Below are 20553 nucleotides of genomic sequence, written 5' to 3'. Positions count from 1 at the left end.
CAGGAAGTTTTAAATCAAATCCACAAAGCCCCCTATACTCACAATAAGTACAGCCCTTATCCTTTCCCAGGCTATATGGCTTCGGACTTATTTCTCCCTCTAAAATCTGCTTTTTGTATTTTTCTATCTCAAATTCCGCATTATCCGTAAGCCTGTTTATTTCCTCACTGCTATACAGCCTTGTGATACTGCCAGGCTCTCCATCCTTCTTTGTTTTCAGCTTTATTATCTTAGAATCAGCCTGAGCCTTAAGCCCCTTTCCATCTGCCATTTCCCTGTCAATAAGCCCTATGTGGTGACTTCCGCCAAGAGTTATTCCCTCCAGCCTCATCTCCTTTAATATAGCCTCTTCACCCTGTCCAAATTCTATAACAGGGTCATCTACATGAAAATAGTATGCTCCCGATGGAATAATTAAATTATTTTTATGCTGCGGCTTCTTACCAAGTTCCTTTCTTACATAGTTAAGATAGGTAAAAAGCTGTAAATCAAGCCCATAAAAAGCCCTGTCAAGGTCTAGAACCTTGTTCCCCGACTTATAATCAATGACTCTTATATATTCAGCCTTTTTAAAATTTGAATACTCCTTATTTTCTGTAAGCAGTCTTCCATCCGGCAGATAATCCGAAAGTACCGAATCTATCCTGTCTATCCTTCCCTTAAAACCCTTAGTTACAAACTCCTCTTCAATTCCTAACGGCACAAATTTCCCTGCCTTAAGCTGTGAAACTACAGCCCATACCGCTCTTGTTGTAATCCTCTTAAGCCTATCAATCTGATACTTATTTCTTGCTGAGGAATTAAAAATATCATCTCCATATTTGAAAGTTTCTATAAGGCTTTCGACTAAGATTTTTTCCTTTATATTTTCTGAAATGGAAGCAAAGCTTTCACCCTTTTCTATTACCTTCCTTGCAAATCTCTCCAAGGCTTCATGCAGTACATTACCCACATCCACAGGTCTTAGCTCAAATTCTTTTCTCTCCTTAAGTCCAAGTCCATGCCTTATAAAATGGGCATAGGCACAAGAGCTGAAAAGTTCAAGCCTTGTCACACTTCCTTTTAACTCCCCATAAAGATTTTTAGCTATCTCTTCTTCTAACTTATTGCCATGTGCCTTTGAAAGAACTCCGCTTATTATTTTATTATATTTATCGGATGAATTAGACTCATAATATTTAATTAGGGCAACGACGGTTTCATCTTTTATATCTTTTTTCCTTACAGCCTGTAATATAAGTTCCATTCCACCATCTTTACGGATTTCATCTTTTAGGGAAAGTTTATCTCCCCTGTCTTCTATACTTCCTACCTCAAATACCTGCCTAAGCCTGTCCACAAAATATGACGGTTTTAAATGCTTTCCCTCCATATCCAAATTGCTGTAAGAAACATAAAGCTGATTTGTAGGCTTTGAAAATAGCATATATACATAAAACTGCTCCCTAAAAGCCCTTTCCCTGGCTGTTGGTGCAAGTTCTATATTTATGCCTGCAAGCTTTTCTTTTTCTGCATCCGTTATTATGCCACGGGTCTTAGCACCCTTCGGCATCTTTCCCTCATTAAAACCGAGGCAGAAAAGTACCTTCACATCCTTTAGTCTACTTCTTTCCACATCTCCTACTACTATCCTGTCTTGTCCCGGAGGTATGAAACCTGCCTTTCCCTCTGAAAAACCTGATTCCAAAATGGTTCTAAATTCTTCTATGCCAAGTTTTTCATCTCCCAAAAGTTCATACATTTTTTCAAAAACCGACATTACAATTTTATAGCAGCCTGCATATTCCTTAGCCATTACAGAACTTCCCTCAGCCTCAAAATCCACACTGAACTCCAATAGCCTTTGCTCACTGCCTGAAGCTGCTATAAATTCATATACAGCCTTTACCCAATCGGCTGTTTTTGCCTGCTTTGATTTGAAAATATTATAAAGCGGCATAAAAGTATCTAAGAGCCTGTTTCTTATACTGTCGGCAACTTTTTCCTCTTCAGCAGAATCTTCCCTTAAAAAACTCTTACTATATCTTTTATATCCTTTTATTCCCTTTGCCAAAATATAATTCTCAAATATATCTATCTCGGCTGTCTCAATATTACAAAAGCCACTTCTAAGATATCTCATAACTGCATCATAAGAAAATCTATCTTCAATTACTGAGATAGATGCCTTTATATACTCTACAAAGGGATTATCTGAAATTGTCTTCTTACTGTCTAAAAAACAAGGTAAACCCTTTTCCGATAAAGCATCAGCTACAAACTCTCCATACTCTTCCAAATCGCTTGCAACTATAGCAATATCCTTATATCTAAATCCCTCATCTCTTACCAGCGACAGTATAATAGGAACAAGCCTTTCCGCCTCTTCTTTCGGATTTTTGCAGGCAGTGATATTTATCGCCCTATGCTCAGGTGTAATCACCTCAATCGGATATCTGAATATATGCTGTTCTAAATGACTGAGTTCTTTCACCTTGTTATCAAAGTCTGCAATTAAAGGCTCTTCAATCCTAAGCCCTCTTTCTATGGCAAGTTTATTTATTCTCTTAATTGTATCCTTACTCATATGGAAAAGCCTGAACTTCTCATCATCTTCCCCATAGTAATCCTTTTTAGAAATAGTAAGTGTAAAAAAGATATGCTCTGCCTTTAACATAATGATGTCTATTACCTTAAGCTGAGTCGGTGTAAAGCCGGTATAGCCATCAAAACAGATGACAGCATTTTCCAAAAGTTTAGAATTACCTACCTCTTCAGCCAGTACCTCAAGTATCTGCTCTGCAGAAATATATTTTTCCTTTTTATAATCATTAAATGCCCTGTAAATAAGCCCTACATCATGCAGTTTAGCAGCCAATGCTTTAGATACAACCTGTCCTTCAATCTCAGCTAATCTATCCGGTGTAATTCCATACTGCATAAACTCACTTAGAAGGGACTTTACATCTTCTGTAAATCCCTGCTTGCCAACGGCATTTTTATAAAACTTCAGTTCCTTTTTAAGAGAGGAAAGAAGCTTGCGTACCACCATGTTTTTTCCCGTGTCTTCAAGGATTAGTCTTTCCTTTATATTCAGTTCATCAAATATTCTATAGGCAAGCCTCATAAAAGAAAGTACATCTATATTCATTATCGCCTTATTCTTACTAAGCCGTACAAGATCTCTCTGAGTCTGTAAGGTGAACTGTTCAGGCACAATTACAAAGTAATTTTTCTCCAAATTTTGTTCAGCCTGCTCTACTACCATCTTAAAACACTTCTCAGACTTTCCTCTCGCAGTTCCACCTATAATATATTGAACAGCCATATCGCCCTCCAAAATTAAACTTTTACTCCACACCAGTATAACACATAGTTAGGATATTAACTTTATGTATTTATTAAAATTTATTTTTGAAAAATCAAGCTAACCATAAAATCCTAATATTAAATAAAAAACTAAGGCTGCCTTCTAACGAAAACATCCGTTAAGAAGACAGCCTGCTACTTTCTTAAATATAAGTAAAATTCAATGGCTTATGTCCAAAAACCGACTAATGTAGTAAAGGCAGCATCCTCATCCTTACCATCAATTTCAATCACAAGCTCATTACTTTTTACAGCCACAAGAGACATAACGCCCATTATGCTTTTAAGATTAATTCTCTTTTCATCTGCAATAGCATAACTGCTACTCTCGAATCTACAAGCTGTCTGAACCAGCTCTGCAACTGCATCAGGTAACATAGCAAAATCTTTGGAAATAGTCAGTTCTTTTGTACGCATTTTTCTCTCCTCACAAAATTTTAAAACCTCTAACGACTGAAGTAAAATCCAAATTATTTATATTGAAAATAATTTTAATTAATTTGATTTTAACATGACTTTTCAGAAATTACAAACAAAAAAATATTATAGTCACAATAATCCCTAAACTAAAGCCTGCGAACACCTGTATGTGTGTATGTCCTACAAATTCCTTTAATTTATCTTCAGTACTTAGGTTATTTTTACCTAAGTCTTCAAATATTTTCAAAAGTTCATTGATGACTTTTGCCTGTTTGCCGGTTTCAAGCCTCACCCCGCTGGCATCGTGCATTACCACAACTGCCAAAATAAATGCTATTCCAAATATCGGCGAATCAAACCCTTCTACAAGTCCTGACATAAGTGCCACCGAAGTTACAGTTGCACTGTGCGAACTGGGCATTCCACCATCTCCAAACAGCCTCTCAAAATTAAGCTTTTTATTTACAATCCAATAAATCAATAGTTTTAAACACTGTGCCGCAGTCCAGCTTACAATGCCGGCAATAATTATTTTATTTGAAAAAAACTGGGATATATAATCCATAATTTACCTCTAATGTCTTTCTCTTTCAATATTGACAAATTTGGTAAGCTCACTCTTCCAGCCAAGCTTCACTGTTCCAATCGGTCCGTTTCTCTGCTTTCCTATAATAATTTCGGTAACTCCCGGTGACTCTGTATCTTTATTATAGTATTCATCCCTATAAATAAACATAACAACATCCGCATCCTGCTCTATTGCACCTGATTCACGAAGATCTGAGAGCATAGGACGCTTATCGTCCCTGCTCTCTACCTTTCTTGACAGCTGAGACAAGGCTATAATAGGAGCATTGATTTCTCTTGCCAAAGCCTTTAGCGAACGGGAGATTTCTGAAATTTCCTGTTGTCTGGATTCTGACCTGCCTCCTCCTGTCATAAGCTGTATATAATCAATAATTACAAGTCCCAAATTTTGCTCTATTTTCAGCTTCCTGCACTTACTCCTCAGCTCTGTAACTGAAATTCCGGGAGTATCATCTATAATAAGATTTGTTCCGCCTATTATTCTCGCACTGTCTATAATCTCCAACCATTCTTTATCTGAAAGATCACCCGTTCTCAGCTTCTGAGAATCTACCCTTGAATTCATAGCAAGGATACGCTTTGCAAGCTGTTCCTTGGACATTTCCAAAGAAAATATTGCAGTTGTTACATCTTTTTTTACAGTAACATACTCAGCTATGTTTAATGCAAAAGCCGTCTTTCCCATAGAAGGTCTTGCTGCTATCAGGATTAGATCTGAATTCTGAAGTCCTGCCGTCTTATAATCAAGGTCAGCAAATCCTGTAGCTATACCTGTGACCCTTCCACCGCTTTTTGAAGCAGCCTCTATACTCTCTATAACCGATATCATTACTGTCTTAATATCAGCCGTATCTGAGATATGACGCTTTCCTATCAAATCAAAAATCTTCTTTTCCGTATTCTGTAAAATAACATCTAAAGAAGATTCTCCTGCATAACAGCTCAATGATATTTCATCTGCAGCCTTTATAAGTTTTCTAAACAGGGAATACTTATATACGATTTCGGCATGGTCAGCTATATTAACGGAAGTAGAAACAGCCATAACTGCTTCCCTTAATATATCCATATCAATACTTCCAAGAGTCTGATCCATTTCCTTTATTTTATTTTCTATAGTCAGATAATCAATAGGCTTCCCTTCTTTTTCCAGTGCCACTGCTGCAGAAAATATAATCCCATATCTCTTATCATAAAAATCATCTGCTTCCAGAATTTCAGCTGCCGTTATCACTGTTTCAGTATCCAAAAGCATTGAGCCTATTACTGACTGTTCTGCAGACTTACTGTGAGGCGGGGTTTTCCTAATAAACTCCTCTTCTGCCATCTTATACCTCTTCTGCTACCTCTACTGTAAGCTCTCCTGTTACCTTAGGATGGAGTTTAACAGCTATTTTATATGTACCTGCTGCCTTTATTCCCTCACTCACCATTTTTTTCTTATCTATCTCAAGTCCAAACTGTTTCTTCGCTGCATCCGCAATTTCTTTGGTAGATATCTGACCAAATACCTTGCCCTCTTTACCTACCCTTATAGAAAGTTTCACTACCTTATCTTTAAGTTCTTCTGCTATCTTCTGAGCCTCGGCTAATATCTCAGCCTGCTTCTTCTCTTCATTTAACTTCTGTTGTCTAAGGTCGTTTAAATTCTTAGGGCTTGCCTCTACTCCAAGCTTCTTAGGTATGATGAAATTCCTTGCATAACCGTCATTTGCCTCTACAAGTTCACCCTTTTTACCAAGATTTTTTACATCCTGTAATAAAATAATTTTCATAATATCCTCCTTTTAATTACATATCAGATTTTTATCCGTCTATCATAGTATCCAGTATGACTTTTACCATATTCTCAGCCTCTTCAATAGTAACATTTTCAGGCTGTGCTCCTGCAACCGAAAGATGTCCGCCACCTCCCAGTTTTTCCATAAGTACCTGTACATTTAACTCATCAATAGAGCGTGCTGAAATATAAATCTTATTTTCAATAGGCGTAAATACAAATGAAGCCTTTACATTAGATATACCCATCAGTTCATTTGCAATTTTCGCCCCCAGAATAGCCCTGTCCTTATCATTCTTACCGCCCTCAAGGCATCTTGCAAAAGCAAAGCAGCCACGATATATTTCAGCCATACTGGCAACCTTTGCCTTGAGTTTGAACTCGTCCATCTCCGTCCTAAATTCTTTTCTGATCTTAGTTACATCAGCTCCGTTTCTTTTTAGAAAAGCAGCAGCTTCAAAAGTCCTCACACCTGTTTTTGTAAGGAAATTATTGGTATCTATCATAATTCCCGAATACATAGCCGCCGCCTCAGTAGAGGTCATCTTCACATCCAAGTCTATGTACTGGAGTATTTCAGCTACAAGCTCACAAGAAGATGATGCATAAGGCTCTATATAAGACAGAACGGTATTGTTTATAAGATTTTCTCCCTGCCTGTGGTGGTCAAGCAGTACTATCGTATCCACCTTATTCAAAAGCTCCTCACACTCTACAAACTTTCTGTTATTTACATCTACAACTACAAGCATGGTATCCTTATCTACCATTCCCAGTGCCTTTTCACCCGTTACAAAAAGTTCCTCACCATTTTCAGATGTAGCTTTCATTTTTTCAATGGTCGGTGCTATCGAACTTGAAATATCATTTATTACAATATGGGCTGTTTTATTAAAGGTCTTACAGATACGATAAACTCCAATGGCTGCTCCTACAGCATCCGTATCACTGTTTTTATGCCCCATTATAAGCACATTGTCCTTAGCCTCTATAAGTTCGCTTAATGCATGTGCCTTTACCCTTGCCTTAACTCTGGTGTTTTTCTCAGTTCCCTGACTTTTTCCGCCAAAATAAACTATACTATCTTTTTCTTTTATTACAACCTGATCACCGCCTCGTCCAAGTGCCATATCTATGGCAGCCCTTGCAAAGTCGGATGATTGGGTGTAAGATTCTTTTGAAATTCCTATTCCAAACGAAATGGTTACCGGCATATCATTGCCTATGTTTACACTTTTTACCTCATCCAATATTGAAAATTTATCTTTTTCAAGCTTTTCAAGGTACTTGTTCTTGAAGATAATTATGTATTTATCTTTTTCAAGTTTTTTCGTAATCGCATCTATGCTCTGTGTAAACTTTGTTAATTTTCTCTCAATCAATGCAGATAATAGCGAGCGTTTCACTTCATCTACATTATCAAGCACCTCTTCATAGTTATCTATGTAGAGAAGTCCCATTATCATCTTATTTTCGTTATTTTCTTTTAAAAGTGCATTTATTTCAGTTGTATCATAGAAAAATACCGAGATTTTACTTCCCTGATTCTCCGAAATATCTTCACTCATATTTTTTCTAAATACTACCCTATATTCCCTATCATCCTTTACAGCTATTTCTTCTATGTCATCCTCGCCCAAGCTGCTTAGGGCATTTTCAAAGTGAGGAAAGATTTTCAAAAGCGAATTTCTATCAACATTATCTGCATTAGAAATATCATAAAAGGCATTGTTACACCAGTGGATATTTCCTCTCTCATCAACTATTGCATAAGGGACTTCCATCTCGTTAAGCCTTGCCTTTTCCGTCTTTGCAAGTCTCATCGCATACTGAACCAATTCTGTATTAAAACCAACCTTGCCAAAGGTGTAAATTATTGTCGCAAAAATAATATATACTAACAGAAACATAGATATAACAATGGCTGCATCTGCATCAATCATATAGATTGCAGCATTCATTGCAATCAAAATAGTACATAATACAATAGGCCAGGCAAAATAAAATCTAAGTTTACCTGAAATTTCCTGCTTACTTTGTCCATCAGATTTCATGCTACTATCCTTTCCTACCCACAAACAGAGTGCCTACTTTTTTCCCTTCTATTATATCATAGAGTCTCTCAGGCTTTTGCCCCAGGATAATCAGTGTATCTATACCTCTTTCTGTAGCATAATTTGCTGCATCAAGCTTAGATATCATGCCACCGGTACCTCTCTTACTGCCTTCACCGCCTGCAAGACTTAATATATTTTCATCTATCTTCTCTACCCTGCCGTATTCGCCAAAAAACTTATCATAAATATGCATCAGTCCACACTGCCCTACTGCTGCAGCTGCCTGTTTCATCCTGGTATCCTTAGGCTTTTCAGCAAGCCTAAGCTTATTCACCCCCACTCCAATAGCCCCGGAAGATACTAATACCGTCTTATATCCAAGGCTTTCTATTTCGGAAAGTACCCTGCATATTCTATCAATAATACGAAAATTAATGCTTCCATCTTCATGTGTAATGGTAGAGGTTCCTACTTTTATTACAATCCTTTTTTTATCCAAATCCATAGTATATCCCTCTTGCTAAATATTTCTTAAATACTTAGTATAACACAATGAGTGTTTTTTTTCTACATGATAGCAAAGTCAAAATTACTATAATCGTACAAAAGTTTTAGTATATCTCTAGTTCTCAGCCATATTTTATGCTATTCTTAATGCTATAAACTTAATAAACGAAAGGAGCTTTTATGAAAAAAATCAATGTTATAAACGGTCCTAAAGAAATCCCAGCCATTATACTTGGCTGTATGCGAATGCCTTCTCTCTCAGTAAAAGAAGCCGAAACCATAATTGATACAGCCCTTGGTCTCGGCATTAATTTCTTTGACCATGCTACCTGTTATGGACGAGGCGAAGCTGAAACACGCTTTGGAGATGCCTTTGCCAATATTAAAATAAGGCGTGAAGATGTTTTTATTCAGAGCAAGTGTGGACTTTGCTTCGAGCGTAATGAGTTTGACTGGACTAAAGAAAATATTATAGAAAGCACAGATGCAATTCTTAAAAGATTAAAACTTGATTATCTTGACTCTCTTCTGCTTCATCGCCCTGACCTCATATTCGAGCCGGAGCAGGTTGCAGAAGCCTTTGATATTTTAGAAAAATCAGGTAAAGTCCGCTACTTTGGTGTAAGTAATGTACCTACAATGCAGATGGAACTCCTCAAAAAGTATGTAAAACAGCCTTTGGTATTCAACCAACTTCAGTTTTCACTTGACCAGTCACAACTCATAGATCAGGCTTTATATGTAAACAATCTGACTACCGAGCGTTCCATAGACCGAGACAACGGAACCCTTGATTATTGCCGCCTACATGACATTACTATTCAGGCTTGGTCGCCTCTGCAAAAGGGATTCTTTAAGGGATGCTTTGTAGACGATCCTGAACTGCCTGAATTAAATAAGGCTTTAAGTGAAGTGGCAGATAAGTATGATGTATCAAAAACTGCTATAGCTATAGCCTGGATTCTCCGCCACCCTGCAAAAATGCAAGCTATTGCGGGTACTATGAATCCGGAACATTTAAGGGATATAGCTACGGCTTCCAATGTGGAACTCACACATAATGAGTGGTATAAGCTGTATCTTGCAAGCGGTAAAATGCTTCCATAAATTTAAGTAGGGGGGCTTCCCCCCTACACCTCATACACCATAAGTGCAGCAGCCACAGCAGCATTTAAGGACTCTACCTTTCCCTGCATTGGTATAAGCACATAGGTATCTGCAAGGTCCGCCACCTCATCGCTAAGCCCCCTTGCTTCATTTCCTATAAGAATAGCTGACCTATCGCTATATTTTATAGCTTTATAGCTTTTTTCTCCTTTTAAATGAGTGGCATAAAAGCTTATTCCTTCTTTCTTCAGCTCTTTTATAGTTTCTTTTAAGTCTTCCACATAAGCAAATGGAAGCCTGAATATACTTCCCATAGTTGAACGGACTACCTTGGGGTTAAATATATCTACAGTACCCTTACTCGTAATTACTCCGGTAACTCCTGCTGCCTCTGCGGTACGCACAATGGTTCCAAGATTGCCCGGATCAGCAGTATCTTCTAATATAAGAAGCTTTATTTGCCCATTTTTATTATAAGCCTGATTTAAAAAATCCTTCTCTAAAAGCTCATACTCAGGCATTTCTACAACTGCAACAGCTCCTTGCGGGCTTATAGTTTCAGATACAGTCTTAAATACCGCATCTGAAACTACAACTGTAGAATTTTCTTTTTTCACATAGTTTGTTATATTTTTACCATTTTCTGCAAGCAAAACATTTTTTGATGAATCCCCTGAAATTATCTCCTTATAAAGACTCTCAGCAAGGACAATCTCCAAAACTTTTCCATATTCTAAAGCTTCTTCAACAAGCTTAATGCCCTCTACTACAAATTGCCTGTTCTTTTTTCTAATACTTCCTTTTTCCAAAAGACTGCGAATATATTTTATTTTCTTATTATCCTTACTGCTTATAATTTCCATAAAACATCCGCCATCCTTTTATCTGATTAACTTCTTATCTCCAAACTGCTTATTTATATGATTCACCGCTTCTTCGTTAGTCTCAAATTTTTTGAAAATATTTATGATGTTTTCCACTCCATCTTCCACATTCCTTGACGAGAGAGTTCTTTTTATTATATCATTTGCTTCCGCTTCTGATGGAGTAAAAAGCAAATCATCTCTTCTTGTACTTGACTTTGCAAGGTCAATGGCAGGAAAAATTCTCTTTTCTGAAAGTCCCCTGTCAAGTACAAGTTCCATATTACCTGTACCCTTAAATTCCTCAAATACCACATCATCCATCCTGCTTCCTGTATCCACAAGGGCTGTAGCAAGTATTGTAAGACTTCCTCCCTCACGCATATTTCTGGCTGCACCGAAAAATCTCTTAGGCATATGAAGAGCCGCAGGATCAAGACCACCTGAAAGAGTCCTTCCACTTGGTGATACTGTAAGGTTATATGCTCTTGCAAGTCTTGTTATGCTGTCTAAAAGAATAATAACATCCTTCTTATATTCAACAAGCCTCTTTGCTCTCTCTATTACCATTTCAGCCACACGCTTATGGTTCTCAGGTGCTTCATCAAAGGTAGAATAAATAATCTCAACTTTTTCTCCGGTAATAGAGTCCTTCATATCAGTAACTTCCTCAGGTCTTTCGTCTATAAGCAAAATAATGAGGTGCATCTCAGGATTATTATCTGTAATTGACCTTGCTATCTGCTTTAAAAGAGTAGTTTTACCTGCTTTAGGCTGCGATACTATCATTCCTCTCTGACCCTTTCCGATAGGTGCTATAAGGTCAACCATACGCATAGAAATAGCATTATGCTCCTCCGACTCAAGACGGATTCTCCTATTAGGGAAGATAGGTGTAAGGTCTTCAAACTTAGGCCTTTCTAAAGATTCTTTGATGTATTTTCCATTTACGGTTCTTATATAAAGAATTGCCGCAAACTTTTCATTATTGCTCTTTACCCTGGTATTTCCTACTATAATATCTCCTGTTTTAAGATTAAATCTTCTAATATGTGCCGGAGATACATATACATCATTTTCTCCCGGCAAGTAGTTATCACAGCGTACAAATCCAAATCCCTCCGGCATAACCTCTAAGATCCCTGACTTGGTTTCACCTGAATCTAAACCTGCTATATCCCCATTTGTGCCAAGGGCTAAAAACTGCTGTTGGATGCTTAAAGCCATTTCCTTATTACTGGTTATAGCATTCACTGCAGCTATCATATTCTGTTTTACTTCCTCACTTGTTAAGGAGCGAATAGGACGAGAATTAACCTGTTGTCCATGATTCTGCATCTGCACCGGATTTTGTTGTATATTATTATTCTGTGTATACATCCTTGATGCAGGCTGAATATGTGCCGGCTGTCTCATCTGTGGTTTAGTTGCATACTGCACCCCGCTTTCCACTCTTGCAGAACCGGTTTTTGCAGTATAAAGTGTCTTTACCTCAGTTGCTTTCTCGGAACTTACATCCTGCCTATCCAAATTTTCCAGTATCTCTACCAACTCGGCTTTATTAAGTGTAGTTACACTCTTAACTCCTCTTTCTTTAGCCTCTGTGCGGAGTTCCACTATTTTCATTGCTTTGTAATCCATTGTACATCTCCTTTAAAATAAATTTACTATATATAATCATGGTGTCGATATTAGTGAATGAATTTATTTACACCTATCATTGAAAAATTATCGCAAATGTAGACAAAAGCCAAAAACATTGGTTATAATGATAGAAATATCATTTAACTAAAAAACAATTATAAATATTTATTCGGGAGGTTTTGACTTTATGGCAAATACTGCTATGACTTTATATAAACTTATGGTTCTATATATGCTGAATCTTACAGAATATCCTCTAACTAATGCAAGAATCTCGGAATTTATGTTGCAAAAAGGATATACCAGTTATTTTAACCTTCAGACTGCACTTTCGGAACTTCTGGAAACAGGGCTTATAAAGTCTGAAAATACACTGAACAGTTCCTTCTTCAAATCTACTGAAGAGGGTAGGCACACATTGGATTTATTAAGCAACGATATAAACCAGTCTATTAAAAATGAAATAAAATCCTACTTAAACGATAATTCTAAGACCATTAAAAGCGACATTTCCGCTACAGCTAATTTTAAAGCAGCCGGAAATGGTGATTTCATTGTTAATCTTAACATAAATGAGTTTCAAAGTAAACTGCTTAGTTTAAGCTTATCTGTGCCTGCCGAAAATATTGCAGAAAAAATCTGTTCAGAATGGAGCAAGAAAAGTGATGATGTGTATGCACTCCTTTTTAACTCTCTTGTTTTGGATAAATATCCTCAATAATGTCCCAAAGCTCCTTAACCCCTGCTTTGGTTTCAGATGAAAAAGGCAGCAACTGCTCCTTAGAGGTCAGATTAAGAGTTTGCATAATAAGCTCCATCTGACCTTTAATCTGACTTCTCTTAAGCTTGTCTGTCTTAGTTGCTACTATAATGGGGGTTACTCCCTGACTTACTATCCATTCATACATCATTATATCATTTTCTGATGGTTTATGTCTGCTGTCAATCAGTAAAAATACATATTTTAACATCTTAGACTGTCTTAAATACTTCTCAACCATCTTACCCCACTTAGCCTTCACTTCAACTGCAACCTTAGTATAGCCATATCCCGGTAAATCCACGAGATAAATCTCATCATTTACATTATAATAGTTTATAGTCTGAGTCTTGCCTGGCTGAGCTGATACCCTTGCAAGTGCCTTCCTGTTCATAAGTGCATTAATCAGGGATGACTTGCCTACATTTGATTTGCCTGCAAAAGCAAATTCAGGATGTGGCATTTCAGGTATCTTGCTTGTTACACCTATTACTTTTTCAAGTTCTACTTTTTTAATTACCATATCTTACCTTTCAAATGCTTTCGAATCACGAATGCTGTCAACATAAGTTTCAACTAGTTCTTTTAATGCTTCGTAGGTTTCAAGTTTATTTACCTCGCCACGAAGTCTGGTTGAATTGGGATATCCGGTTGTAAACCATGATATATGCTTCCTCATTTCCCTAACTCCCGTATACAACCCTTTATATTCTATCATCCACCTTGCCTGTCTTAGAATCATATTAAGAAACTCATCTGCTGTAGGTGGTGGAAGTATATTTCCTGTTTCAAGATAAGTATTAATTCTGTTAAATATCCAAGGATTCCCTCTTGCACCCCTTGCTATCATAATACCATCACAGCCGGTTTCTTCAAGCATTTTTTTTGCATCATATTCTGTAACCACATCACCGTTACCTATTATCGGTATGCTTACAGCCTCTTTAACTGCTCTTATTATGTTCCAGTCAGCCTTGCCGTCATAAAACTGAGATCTCGTCCTACCATGTACTGCTATGGCATCCACTCCTGCCTGCTCAGCTATTTTAGCCACCTCTACTGCATTTTTATTCTCTACTGTAAACCCCGCTCTTATCTTAATCGTAACAGGCTTCTTAGAATTTCTTTTCAGACTTTTTATTATGGCTGCAATTTTTTCAGGCTCTTTCATAAGTGCTGAGCCTTCTCCGTTGTTTACCACCTTAGGTACAGGACAGCCCATATTTACATCCAGTATATCAAAGTTCCTGTCATTTATAGCAGCCGCCATTTCACCCATAATATCAGGATCTTCTCCAAAAATCTGAAGGCTCGTAGGACGCTCTCTTTCATCTATTGTTATCAGTTCTTCAGTATTTTTATTTTTATATTTAAAACCCTTTGCACTAACCATTTCCGTATAGGTAAGTGCCACTCCGTTTTCCTTGCAGAGTACCCTGAAAGGTAAGTCTGTAACACCGGCCATAGGACCTAATACCAGCCTGCCATTTAGTTCAACATTTCCTATCTTAAAGCCTTTCATATCTCTCCTTTAACAAACTCGTTATAGAATCTTTCAATTCCTGTAAGCAGTTCTTCCTTTTCTTTTTGAAACTTGCTAAGTAGCATACCGCTGTGAATCTCATCATAAGAATAATCGTCATCATTGCTTGCTGTATGAATGTAGAGGTTTTTATCATCATCAAAGGCAAGGGTTAGTATGCCGCCTACCTTCTCGGTAAATAGTACACAGGCAATCTGGAGTTCTTCTTTGATTGCTTTAGGGAGTTTGGCAAATGAGCTGCCTAAGTAGTATTTGTGTAAGTATGCGTTGCTTACGCAGAGGATTTGTTTTTCGTTCATTGAGGTTCTCCTTAATCTATTTAAATATGTAAAATAATTTCATTTTATCATCAGCTATGGTAACACAAAAAACAATTTACAGTCAAGGAAGAGAAAGAATAGAAAATACCTGCCGGATATTACATCAAGCAGGCAACAATTTAACATATCTTATATTGTACTTATGCTAGAACCAAAGCAATAAAAATAACAAATGTTCCAATTATAGATATCACAACAGAATATTTAAATTTTTTATATTTAATCTTTGCAATTCTTGCATTTGATATAATTTCTTCAACATACATTTTTTCCATTGCCGATATATCATCATTCTCAAATTGCACCTGTTTATTTATACCTTCAATATAATCTTTTGCTGAATATTTAGCTATATCATTCCAAAACAAAAAATTATCATTGGAATTATATTCTTCTATTTTCTCATTTATATTTAAGTTCTTTCCTTTAGGATAGAATGAACACAGTGAGATAATTAAAGATATTAAATAAAAAAATGATATAATAGTAGCTATATAAATGTTATCACTTAATTTACTTGTCCAGATTACAACCAAAATTGATATAGCAAATGCAATAATTGCGGCATTTTTAGCTTCTGCAAATTGAAGCCAGTAATTTATTCTTTCTAGATTTTTTTCATAAAAATTAATTTTATCATTACTTATTTTCATTCCCTTTCTCCTTAATTATTTTAAAAGCCTTATACATTGTATCTAGTGCATCCGGTACAAAAGCCTGCGCATTAACTTTATCATTATTTTTCAGATCTTCTGCACTTATAAATCTGTATTCTGAATGTTTTTTTTCATCCAATCTGACCTCAGTATTTCCAACAATTTTAGCAATAAATATAATCCCTTTATGAATTTCATTATTTTTCTTTATAGTATATACTGCCAACGGAATTGGTTGTTTGTCTTCTTTCCTATTTTCATCAAGTTGAACTTCTATGTCTATACCAAAATCACTTTTATATTCTTCCTTAAGAATTTCTGATATACTTTTGTCATAACTTGCCTTAGCACAACCAAATTCCCAAATTCCAGAAAAAAATTCTTTTGTTGCTCTCTTTACAAGGAATATTTTACCTTCTTCATTATAACAAACTGCAACACAATGTAATTCTAACTTTAAATCTCTTAAATAATCTGTACGATTATCTGATTTATAATCTATTAACATATTTAACTTGTCAATCTTATTTTGTATACCCCGTTCTTTAAGTATCTTATTAACTAACTCTTTAATCTTATCTTCACTACATTTATATAATTCTGTAGTCATTAAATCCCCATATATACCATCTTGTACTATAGCATCAAATGGTATACTATCTTCAAAACTACACTCACCATTATGTGAACTATCATAATACCAAATTATAGGATATGGTAGATTATTCCATACACCCTTAAGTTTTTTATATGTTATCACTCTTATATTCTTCAACATATCATTCTTATTAGACAAAAGATATGCAAGTTCAAAACTAATCGTAAGCCTTCTTGATACTGTCTCCTTGGCTAGCCTAAATCCAGCATCAATATCTGCACCTCTGAATTCACGAAATCTATTGTTAGGACCTTCTTCAAATATTTCAAATATATTTTCAACACTTATCTCTCTTGAGCCTTTTTCAATTTTACTTATATCTGTAACTGCTGCGATCCAAGCACACGCCTTTATTGATATCATGTTTCTATGATCTATTAATTTCTCTTTATCTTCAATTTTATGCCCTTCAAAACATTTACCTTTTTCAATAAAATCAGAGCATTCGACAAGTACCTGATGAATATATGAGATATATTCACCAACCGATTCTTCAGAGGATATATTTGTTATAAAGATTATTTCATCACCAAATACTCTCCAGACTTCCGCTATTTTAATTTTTTCCTTTATTCTATTTTTTACTTCTTTAAGAATTATATCAATTGTATATACCCAATAATTACTTACATTCTTGTATAATGTTGAATTTACTATATCAAACGAAAAAAATAGGAGCACATCATCACAATCCTTATTAAATTCCTGTGTACTGTGCTCACTATCAACATTTTGCTCTGTCTCCTGTTGAACTGTTATATTTTTAAATTTTGCAAGTTCTTTATCTATTCCATCTACCATTGTAAATAACCTAACCACTTTCCCCTATATGATGCAGCATCAATAGACACATTGAAATATTTTGCAACTTTAGCTATATAGACTGTATTTCCAACTGTATTTTCGTCCATAATTTCCTTATACTTTTCCTTAGGCATAAGGAATGCAGCTGCAAATTCATTAGCCTGTATTTCAATCTCAGAATTTCCTTTTCTATTAAATACCTTATTGTCAGACTTTTCCCATAAATCATCATTTATTTTATATCCCATGTGTAAAAATAAATGTCCAAGTTCATGTGCTATGGTGAAATTTTTTCTTTCACTAGTCTGATTAATAGGTATACTTATACTAAAAGAATTGTTCTCTTTTTCTATCCTACCATCTGAAAAAATACCAAGGCTGGAATCCACTTTAATTTTTCCACCTAGCTTTTCTACCTCTTCAACTATATTTGTAATAGGAGATTTTATTTCATAACAATGTAAAATAGCACTTGCCAATTCATTAATTTTACATCTCAATTCATTATTCATACAAAAACCTCCGTTTATCAAGTGTACACATCATATATTAACCTTATTATTTTACTAAAACTTACGCAAAATCATTTTATATAGTTAATTTTTCATAACTCCATTTAATAGTACAAGTGTCAAAAGTATAAAAATTCAATCAAGCTTGCTGCAAGAGAATTTATTATCTTTTGACACCCACATTATTTAATAACATATTATAACTATATTCAAACTGTTGTTCTTTATATATTTTATATAATATCATATTTAACATGTTATGTCAACACGACATTTTTGTGCATTATTTATTATTTATATTATGATACAAGTGTCAAAAGTATAAAAATTCAATCAAGCTTGCTTGCAAGAGAATTCTTCTCCCTAAAAAACTCCCACACTGCCCTGGCTGCTCCTTCATTCATCCCTTCTACTACCCTTAGTTCTTCTTCTGTAGCCTTCTTAATATCTTCAAGAGAGGCAAAATACTTCATCAGAGCCTTTCTTCTTACCTTTCCTATTCCCTTTATATCGTCAAGCACAGAATGAACCTGATTTTTTCCTCTTAACAGCTTGTGGTACTCTATGGCAAATCTGTGGGTTTCATCCTGTATCCTTGTTATCAGCTTGAAAAGCTCTCCATGTGTGTCGATTGGCTGTTCTACATTGTTGTAATATATGCCTCTTGTCCTATGTTTGTCGTCTTTTACAAGGCCTGCCACAGCTATATCTATACCAAGTTTCTCAAGCACCTTAAGACAGATATTTATCTGACCTCTGCCACCGTCCATTAAAATTATGTCAGGAAAATGGGCAAATTTGCCTTCCTTTATCATACCTGCCTTCTCTAAAATTTTCAGTTCTTCCTTTTCTTTAAGACCATGCTCAAATCTTCTTGTAAGCACCTCTTCCATAGAAGCATAGTCATTTGGACCTACTACCCCTTTAATTCTAAACTTCCTATAGTCATTCTTTTTAGGCTTGCCATCTTCAAAAACAACCATGGAGCCGACATTTTCAAATCCACTGGTGTTGGAGATATCGTAGGATTCTATACGCTTTATATCATTTTTAATTCCAAGCAATTCTTTAAGTTCCTTAACTGCACCAAGAGTCCTTGCCTGTTCCCTCTTGTTTCTCTCGCTGTCCTGATTAAGCACCATAGCTGCATTTTTATAGGCAAGTTCTGTAAGTCCTGCCTTTTCTCCCCTTTTAGGCACAAGAATGTTTACCTTATTTCCTCTTTTAGCAGCCAGCCACTCAGCTAAAAGTGCTTTTTCCTCAGGCTCATCTGCAAGCATTATATCCTTTGGTATAAATGGAGTACCGGTGTAATACTGCTTTATAAAGTCGGTATAAACAGCCCCTTTTTCATCATCTCCTACATTGTCTAAGGAAAAATGTTCTCGTCCTATCAGTCTGCCGGCACGTATGAAAAATACCTGCATAACAGCTTCTTTTCCTGCCTTTGCAAGTGCCAGCACATCCCTGTCATCCACATTATCATTGGAATTAATCTTCTGTCTGTCACTGAAGCGTTTTACATGAGTAAGCATATCCCTGTAATTAGCGGCTTCTTCAAACTCAAGCTTTTCTGAGGCTTCCATCATCTTATCAGTAATCATTTTTAATATAGGCTCATAATCACCATTTAAAAATTTGATTACTTCATCAATTCTCTTTTTGTATTCCGCAGACTCCACATAGCCCTGACAGACTCCGTCACATCTGCCTATCTGATAATTAAGGCAAGGGCGTTCTTTACCTATATCCTTCGGCAAATTTCTTCTACAGGTTCTTATTTTATATATTTTATGGATAAGCTCCAAGGTTTCACTTATATGGGCAGGATAGGGACCAAAATACTTTGCCTTGTCCTTACCCCTCCTTCTTGTAAACATCACTCTCGGAAACTCCTCCTCCACCGTCACCTTGATATAAGGATAGCTTTTATCGTCCTTCATCATTGTATTGTACTTGGGGCGATGCTCCTTAATCAAATTACATTCAAGCACAAGGGCTTCCAGTTCCGAATCTGTGATTATATATTCGAAATGGTCTATATTTTCAACCATTCGCTTAATTTTGGGCGAATGTCTGTGTATGCTTTGAAAATACTGGCGAACTCTGTTTTTTAGGCTTATGGCTTTTCCTACATATATAATTTCGTCCACTTCATTGTGCATAATATAAACTCCGGGCTTGCCGGGGAGTTTTTTTAGTTCTTCTTCTATGTTAAACATAGGATTCCTCTTTCCTTGCGGTTGATTTTTTCATATTATTCATTCCTTTCATTATAATGCTAAATCATTTCTACTTCAATACATTTACATTGCGCTATCAGACCTTAATGTCATAATCTTCTTTTAAATCATTTAACATACTATGAGTCATCTTTGTTAGATCCGGCTCGAATACAATTGCGTTAAATACTATCTTTGCACAGCTTTTTTATTTTAATTTTCAATTAATAATTATTTAAAACCGAAAAGAGCTATTGCCTAAGGCAAAAGCTCTTTCCCGTTAGATGTAAAATATTGTAATACAACCTCACAACTATTTACCGATATACAACATCAGTAGTCTTACCTAATTTAATTTGCATCTTGCTCTTTTCTTCTTCTAAGGATAACTGCTCCCGCCAACATAAGCATTGCAAATCCGCCTACATAGTATACCATATCATCTGTACCACCTGTACGAGGAAGCGACTTTTTAGTAGTTACTCCCTTTGGTGTCTTATCTAAGTCTACCTCAATATAAGTATTTTCTCCATTAGGTTGCTTTCTCTTCACATATCTTCCCTTAGGTGTGCCGTCCTTATCAACTGTAATAAATTCATCCGGACTTCCCGGTTTATTAGGATCCGGCTTGTTATTTTCAGGGAACTTAGGCACATCCCTTGGTGTTGGATCCGGATCAATAGGAATTGATGGGATATTTGGTGTTGGAGTTGGTGGTGTGTTAGGGGCTGGTGGTGTGTTAGGGGCTGGTGGTGTGTTAGGGG

The 20553-nt window shown here is 36.0% G+C and carries 19 protein-coding genes; 2 read left to right on the top strand and 17 right to left on the bottom strand.

The window, feature by feature from the left end; genetic code table 11:
• The 7 genes from ACTTKP_RS07155 to ACTTKP_RS07125 form a co-directional block, all read right to left on the bottom strand.
• Positions 1–3307, bottom strand: a 3307-nt coding sequence (locus tag ACTTKP_RS07155; protein WP_442553228.1) for a PD-(D/E)XK nuclease family protein, incomplete at its 3' end; no start/stop codon positions are given.
• Positions 3308–3516: 209 nt separating this feature from the next.
• The gene (locus ACTTKP_RS07150) at positions 3517–3765 is read right to left on the bottom strand and encodes an HPr family phosphocarrier protein (protein WP_442553227.1); all 249 of its coding nucleotides are present in this window, start codon (positions 3763–3765) and stop codon (positions 3517–3519) included.
• A gap of 109 nt (positions 3766–3874) precedes the next feature.
• On the bottom strand, positions 3875–4333 hold the full coding sequence (locus tag ACTTKP_RS07145) for a divergent PAP2 family protein (protein WP_442553226.1): 459 nt from the start codon (positions 4331–4333) through the stop codon (positions 3875–3877).
• A 9-nt stretch (positions 4334–4342) separates the two neighbouring features.
• Positions 4343–5683, bottom strand: a complete 1341-nt coding sequence (dnaB, locus tag ACTTKP_RS07140; RefSeq protein WP_442553225.1) for a replicative DNA helicase — start codon at positions 5681–5683, stop codon at positions 4343–4345.
• A gap of 1 nt (position 5684) precedes the next feature.
• A complete protein-coding gene (rplI, locus tag ACTTKP_RS07135; RefSeq protein WP_442553224.1) occupies positions 5685–6131 on the bottom strand; it encodes a 50S ribosomal protein L9 in 447 nt (148 codons plus the stop codon).
• A gap of 31 nt (positions 6132–6162) precedes the next feature.
• A complete protein-coding gene (locus tag ACTTKP_RS07130; protein ID WP_442553223.1) occupies positions 6163–8190 on the bottom strand; it encodes a DHH family phosphoesterase in 2028 nt (675 codons plus the stop codon).
• A 4-nt stretch (positions 8191–8194) separates the two neighbouring features.
• Positions 8195–8698, bottom strand: coding sequence for an amino acid kinase family protein (locus ACTTKP_RS07125; RefSeq protein ID WP_442553222.1), 504 nt, complete (start codon positions 8696–8698; stop codon positions 8195–8197).
• A 182-nt stretch (positions 8699–8880) separates the two neighbouring features.
• Here ACTTKP_RS07125 and ACTTKP_RS07120 point away from each other — a divergent pair, with 182 nt between their 5' ends.
• Positions 8881–9807 (top strand): aldo/keto reductase, encoded by a 927-nt coding sequence (locus ACTTKP_RS07120; protein WP_442553221.1) that lies wholly within the window; start codon positions 8881–8883, stop codon positions 9805–9807.
• Positions 9808–9830: 23 nt separating this feature from the next.
• Here the strand turns inward: ACTTKP_RS07120 and ACTTKP_RS07115 are convergent, their stop codons facing one another.
• The gene (locus tag ACTTKP_RS07115; RefSeq protein ID WP_442553220.1) at positions 9831–10670 is read right to left on the bottom strand and encodes a TrmH family RNA methyltransferase; all 840 of its coding nucleotides are present in this window, start codon (positions 10668–10670) and stop codon (positions 9831–9833) included.
• An 18-nt stretch (positions 10671–10688) separates the two neighbouring features.
• Complete coding sequence (gene rho, locus ACTTKP_RS07110; RefSeq protein WP_442553219.1) at positions 10689–12311, bottom strand: transcription termination factor Rho; 1623 nt, start codon at positions 12309–12311, stop codon at positions 10689–10691.
• Between the two features lie 190 nt (positions 12312–12501).
• On the opposite strand from rho, the gene ACTTKP_RS07105 reads away from it, so the two are divergent.
• A complete protein-coding gene (locus ACTTKP_RS07105; protein WP_442553218.1) occupies positions 12502–13035 on the top strand; it encodes a DUF4364 family protein in 534 nt (177 codons plus the stop codon).
• Here the strand turns inward: ACTTKP_RS07105 and yihA are convergent.
• The 8 genes from yihA to ACTTKP_RS07065 all read right to left on the bottom strand — a co-directional run.
• A complete protein-coding gene (gene yihA, locus ACTTKP_RS07100) occupies positions 13001–13597 on the bottom strand; it encodes a ribosome biogenesis GTP-binding protein YihA/YsxC (protein ID WP_442553217.1) in 597 nt (198 codons plus the stop codon). The genes ACTTKP_RS07105 and yihA overlap by 35 nt on opposite strands.
• A gap of 3 nt (positions 13598–13600) precedes the next feature.
• Entirely contained in the window at positions 13601–14596 is a 996-nt protein-coding gene (gene dusB, locus ACTTKP_RS07095; RefSeq protein WP_442553216.1) for a tRNA dihydrouridine synthase DusB, read from the bottom strand.
• On the bottom strand, positions 14593–14916 hold the full coding sequence (locus tag ACTTKP_RS07090) for a DUF6145 family protein (RefSeq protein WP_442553215.1): 324 nt from the start codon (positions 14914–14916) through the stop codon (positions 14593–14595). Before ACTTKP_RS07090 ends, dusB begins: the two co-directional genes overlap by 4 nt.
• Positions 14917–15077: 161 nt before the next feature.
• On the bottom strand, positions 15078–15590 hold the full coding sequence (locus ACTTKP_RS07085; protein ID WP_442553214.1) for a Pycsar system effector family protein: 513 nt from the start codon (positions 15588–15590) through the stop codon (positions 15078–15080).
• Positions 15577–17070, bottom strand: a complete 1494-nt coding sequence (locus tag ACTTKP_RS07080; RefSeq protein WP_442553213.1) for a hypothetical protein — start codon at positions 17068–17070, stop codon at positions 15577–15579. Before ACTTKP_RS07080 ends, ACTTKP_RS07085 begins: the two co-directional genes overlap by 14 nt.
• Positions 17046–17567, bottom strand: coding sequence for an ImmA/IrrE family metallo-endopeptidase (locus ACTTKP_RS07075; RefSeq protein ID WP_442553212.1), 522 nt, complete (start codon positions 17565–17567; stop codon positions 17046–17048). Before ACTTKP_RS07075 ends, ACTTKP_RS07080 begins: the two co-directional genes overlap by 25 nt.
• A 329-nt stretch (positions 17568–17896) precedes the next feature.
• Positions 17897–19789, bottom strand: a complete 1893-nt coding sequence (uvrC, locus tag ACTTKP_RS07070) for an excinuclease ABC subunit UvrC (protein ID WP_442553211.1) — start codon at positions 19787–19789, stop codon at positions 17897–17899.
• Positions 19790–20140: 351 nt separating this feature from the next.
• Positions 20141–20553, bottom strand: a 413-nt coding sequence (locus ACTTKP_RS07065; protein WP_442553210.1) for an LPXTG cell wall anchor domain-containing protein, incomplete at its 5' end; no start/stop codon positions are given.

Source organism: Catonella sp. (assembly GCF_052169795.1).
GTDB lineage: Bacteria > Bacillota > Clostridia > Lachnospirales > Lachnospiraceae > Catonella.
This window is presented reverse-complemented; position numbering and strand designations above follow the sequence as displayed.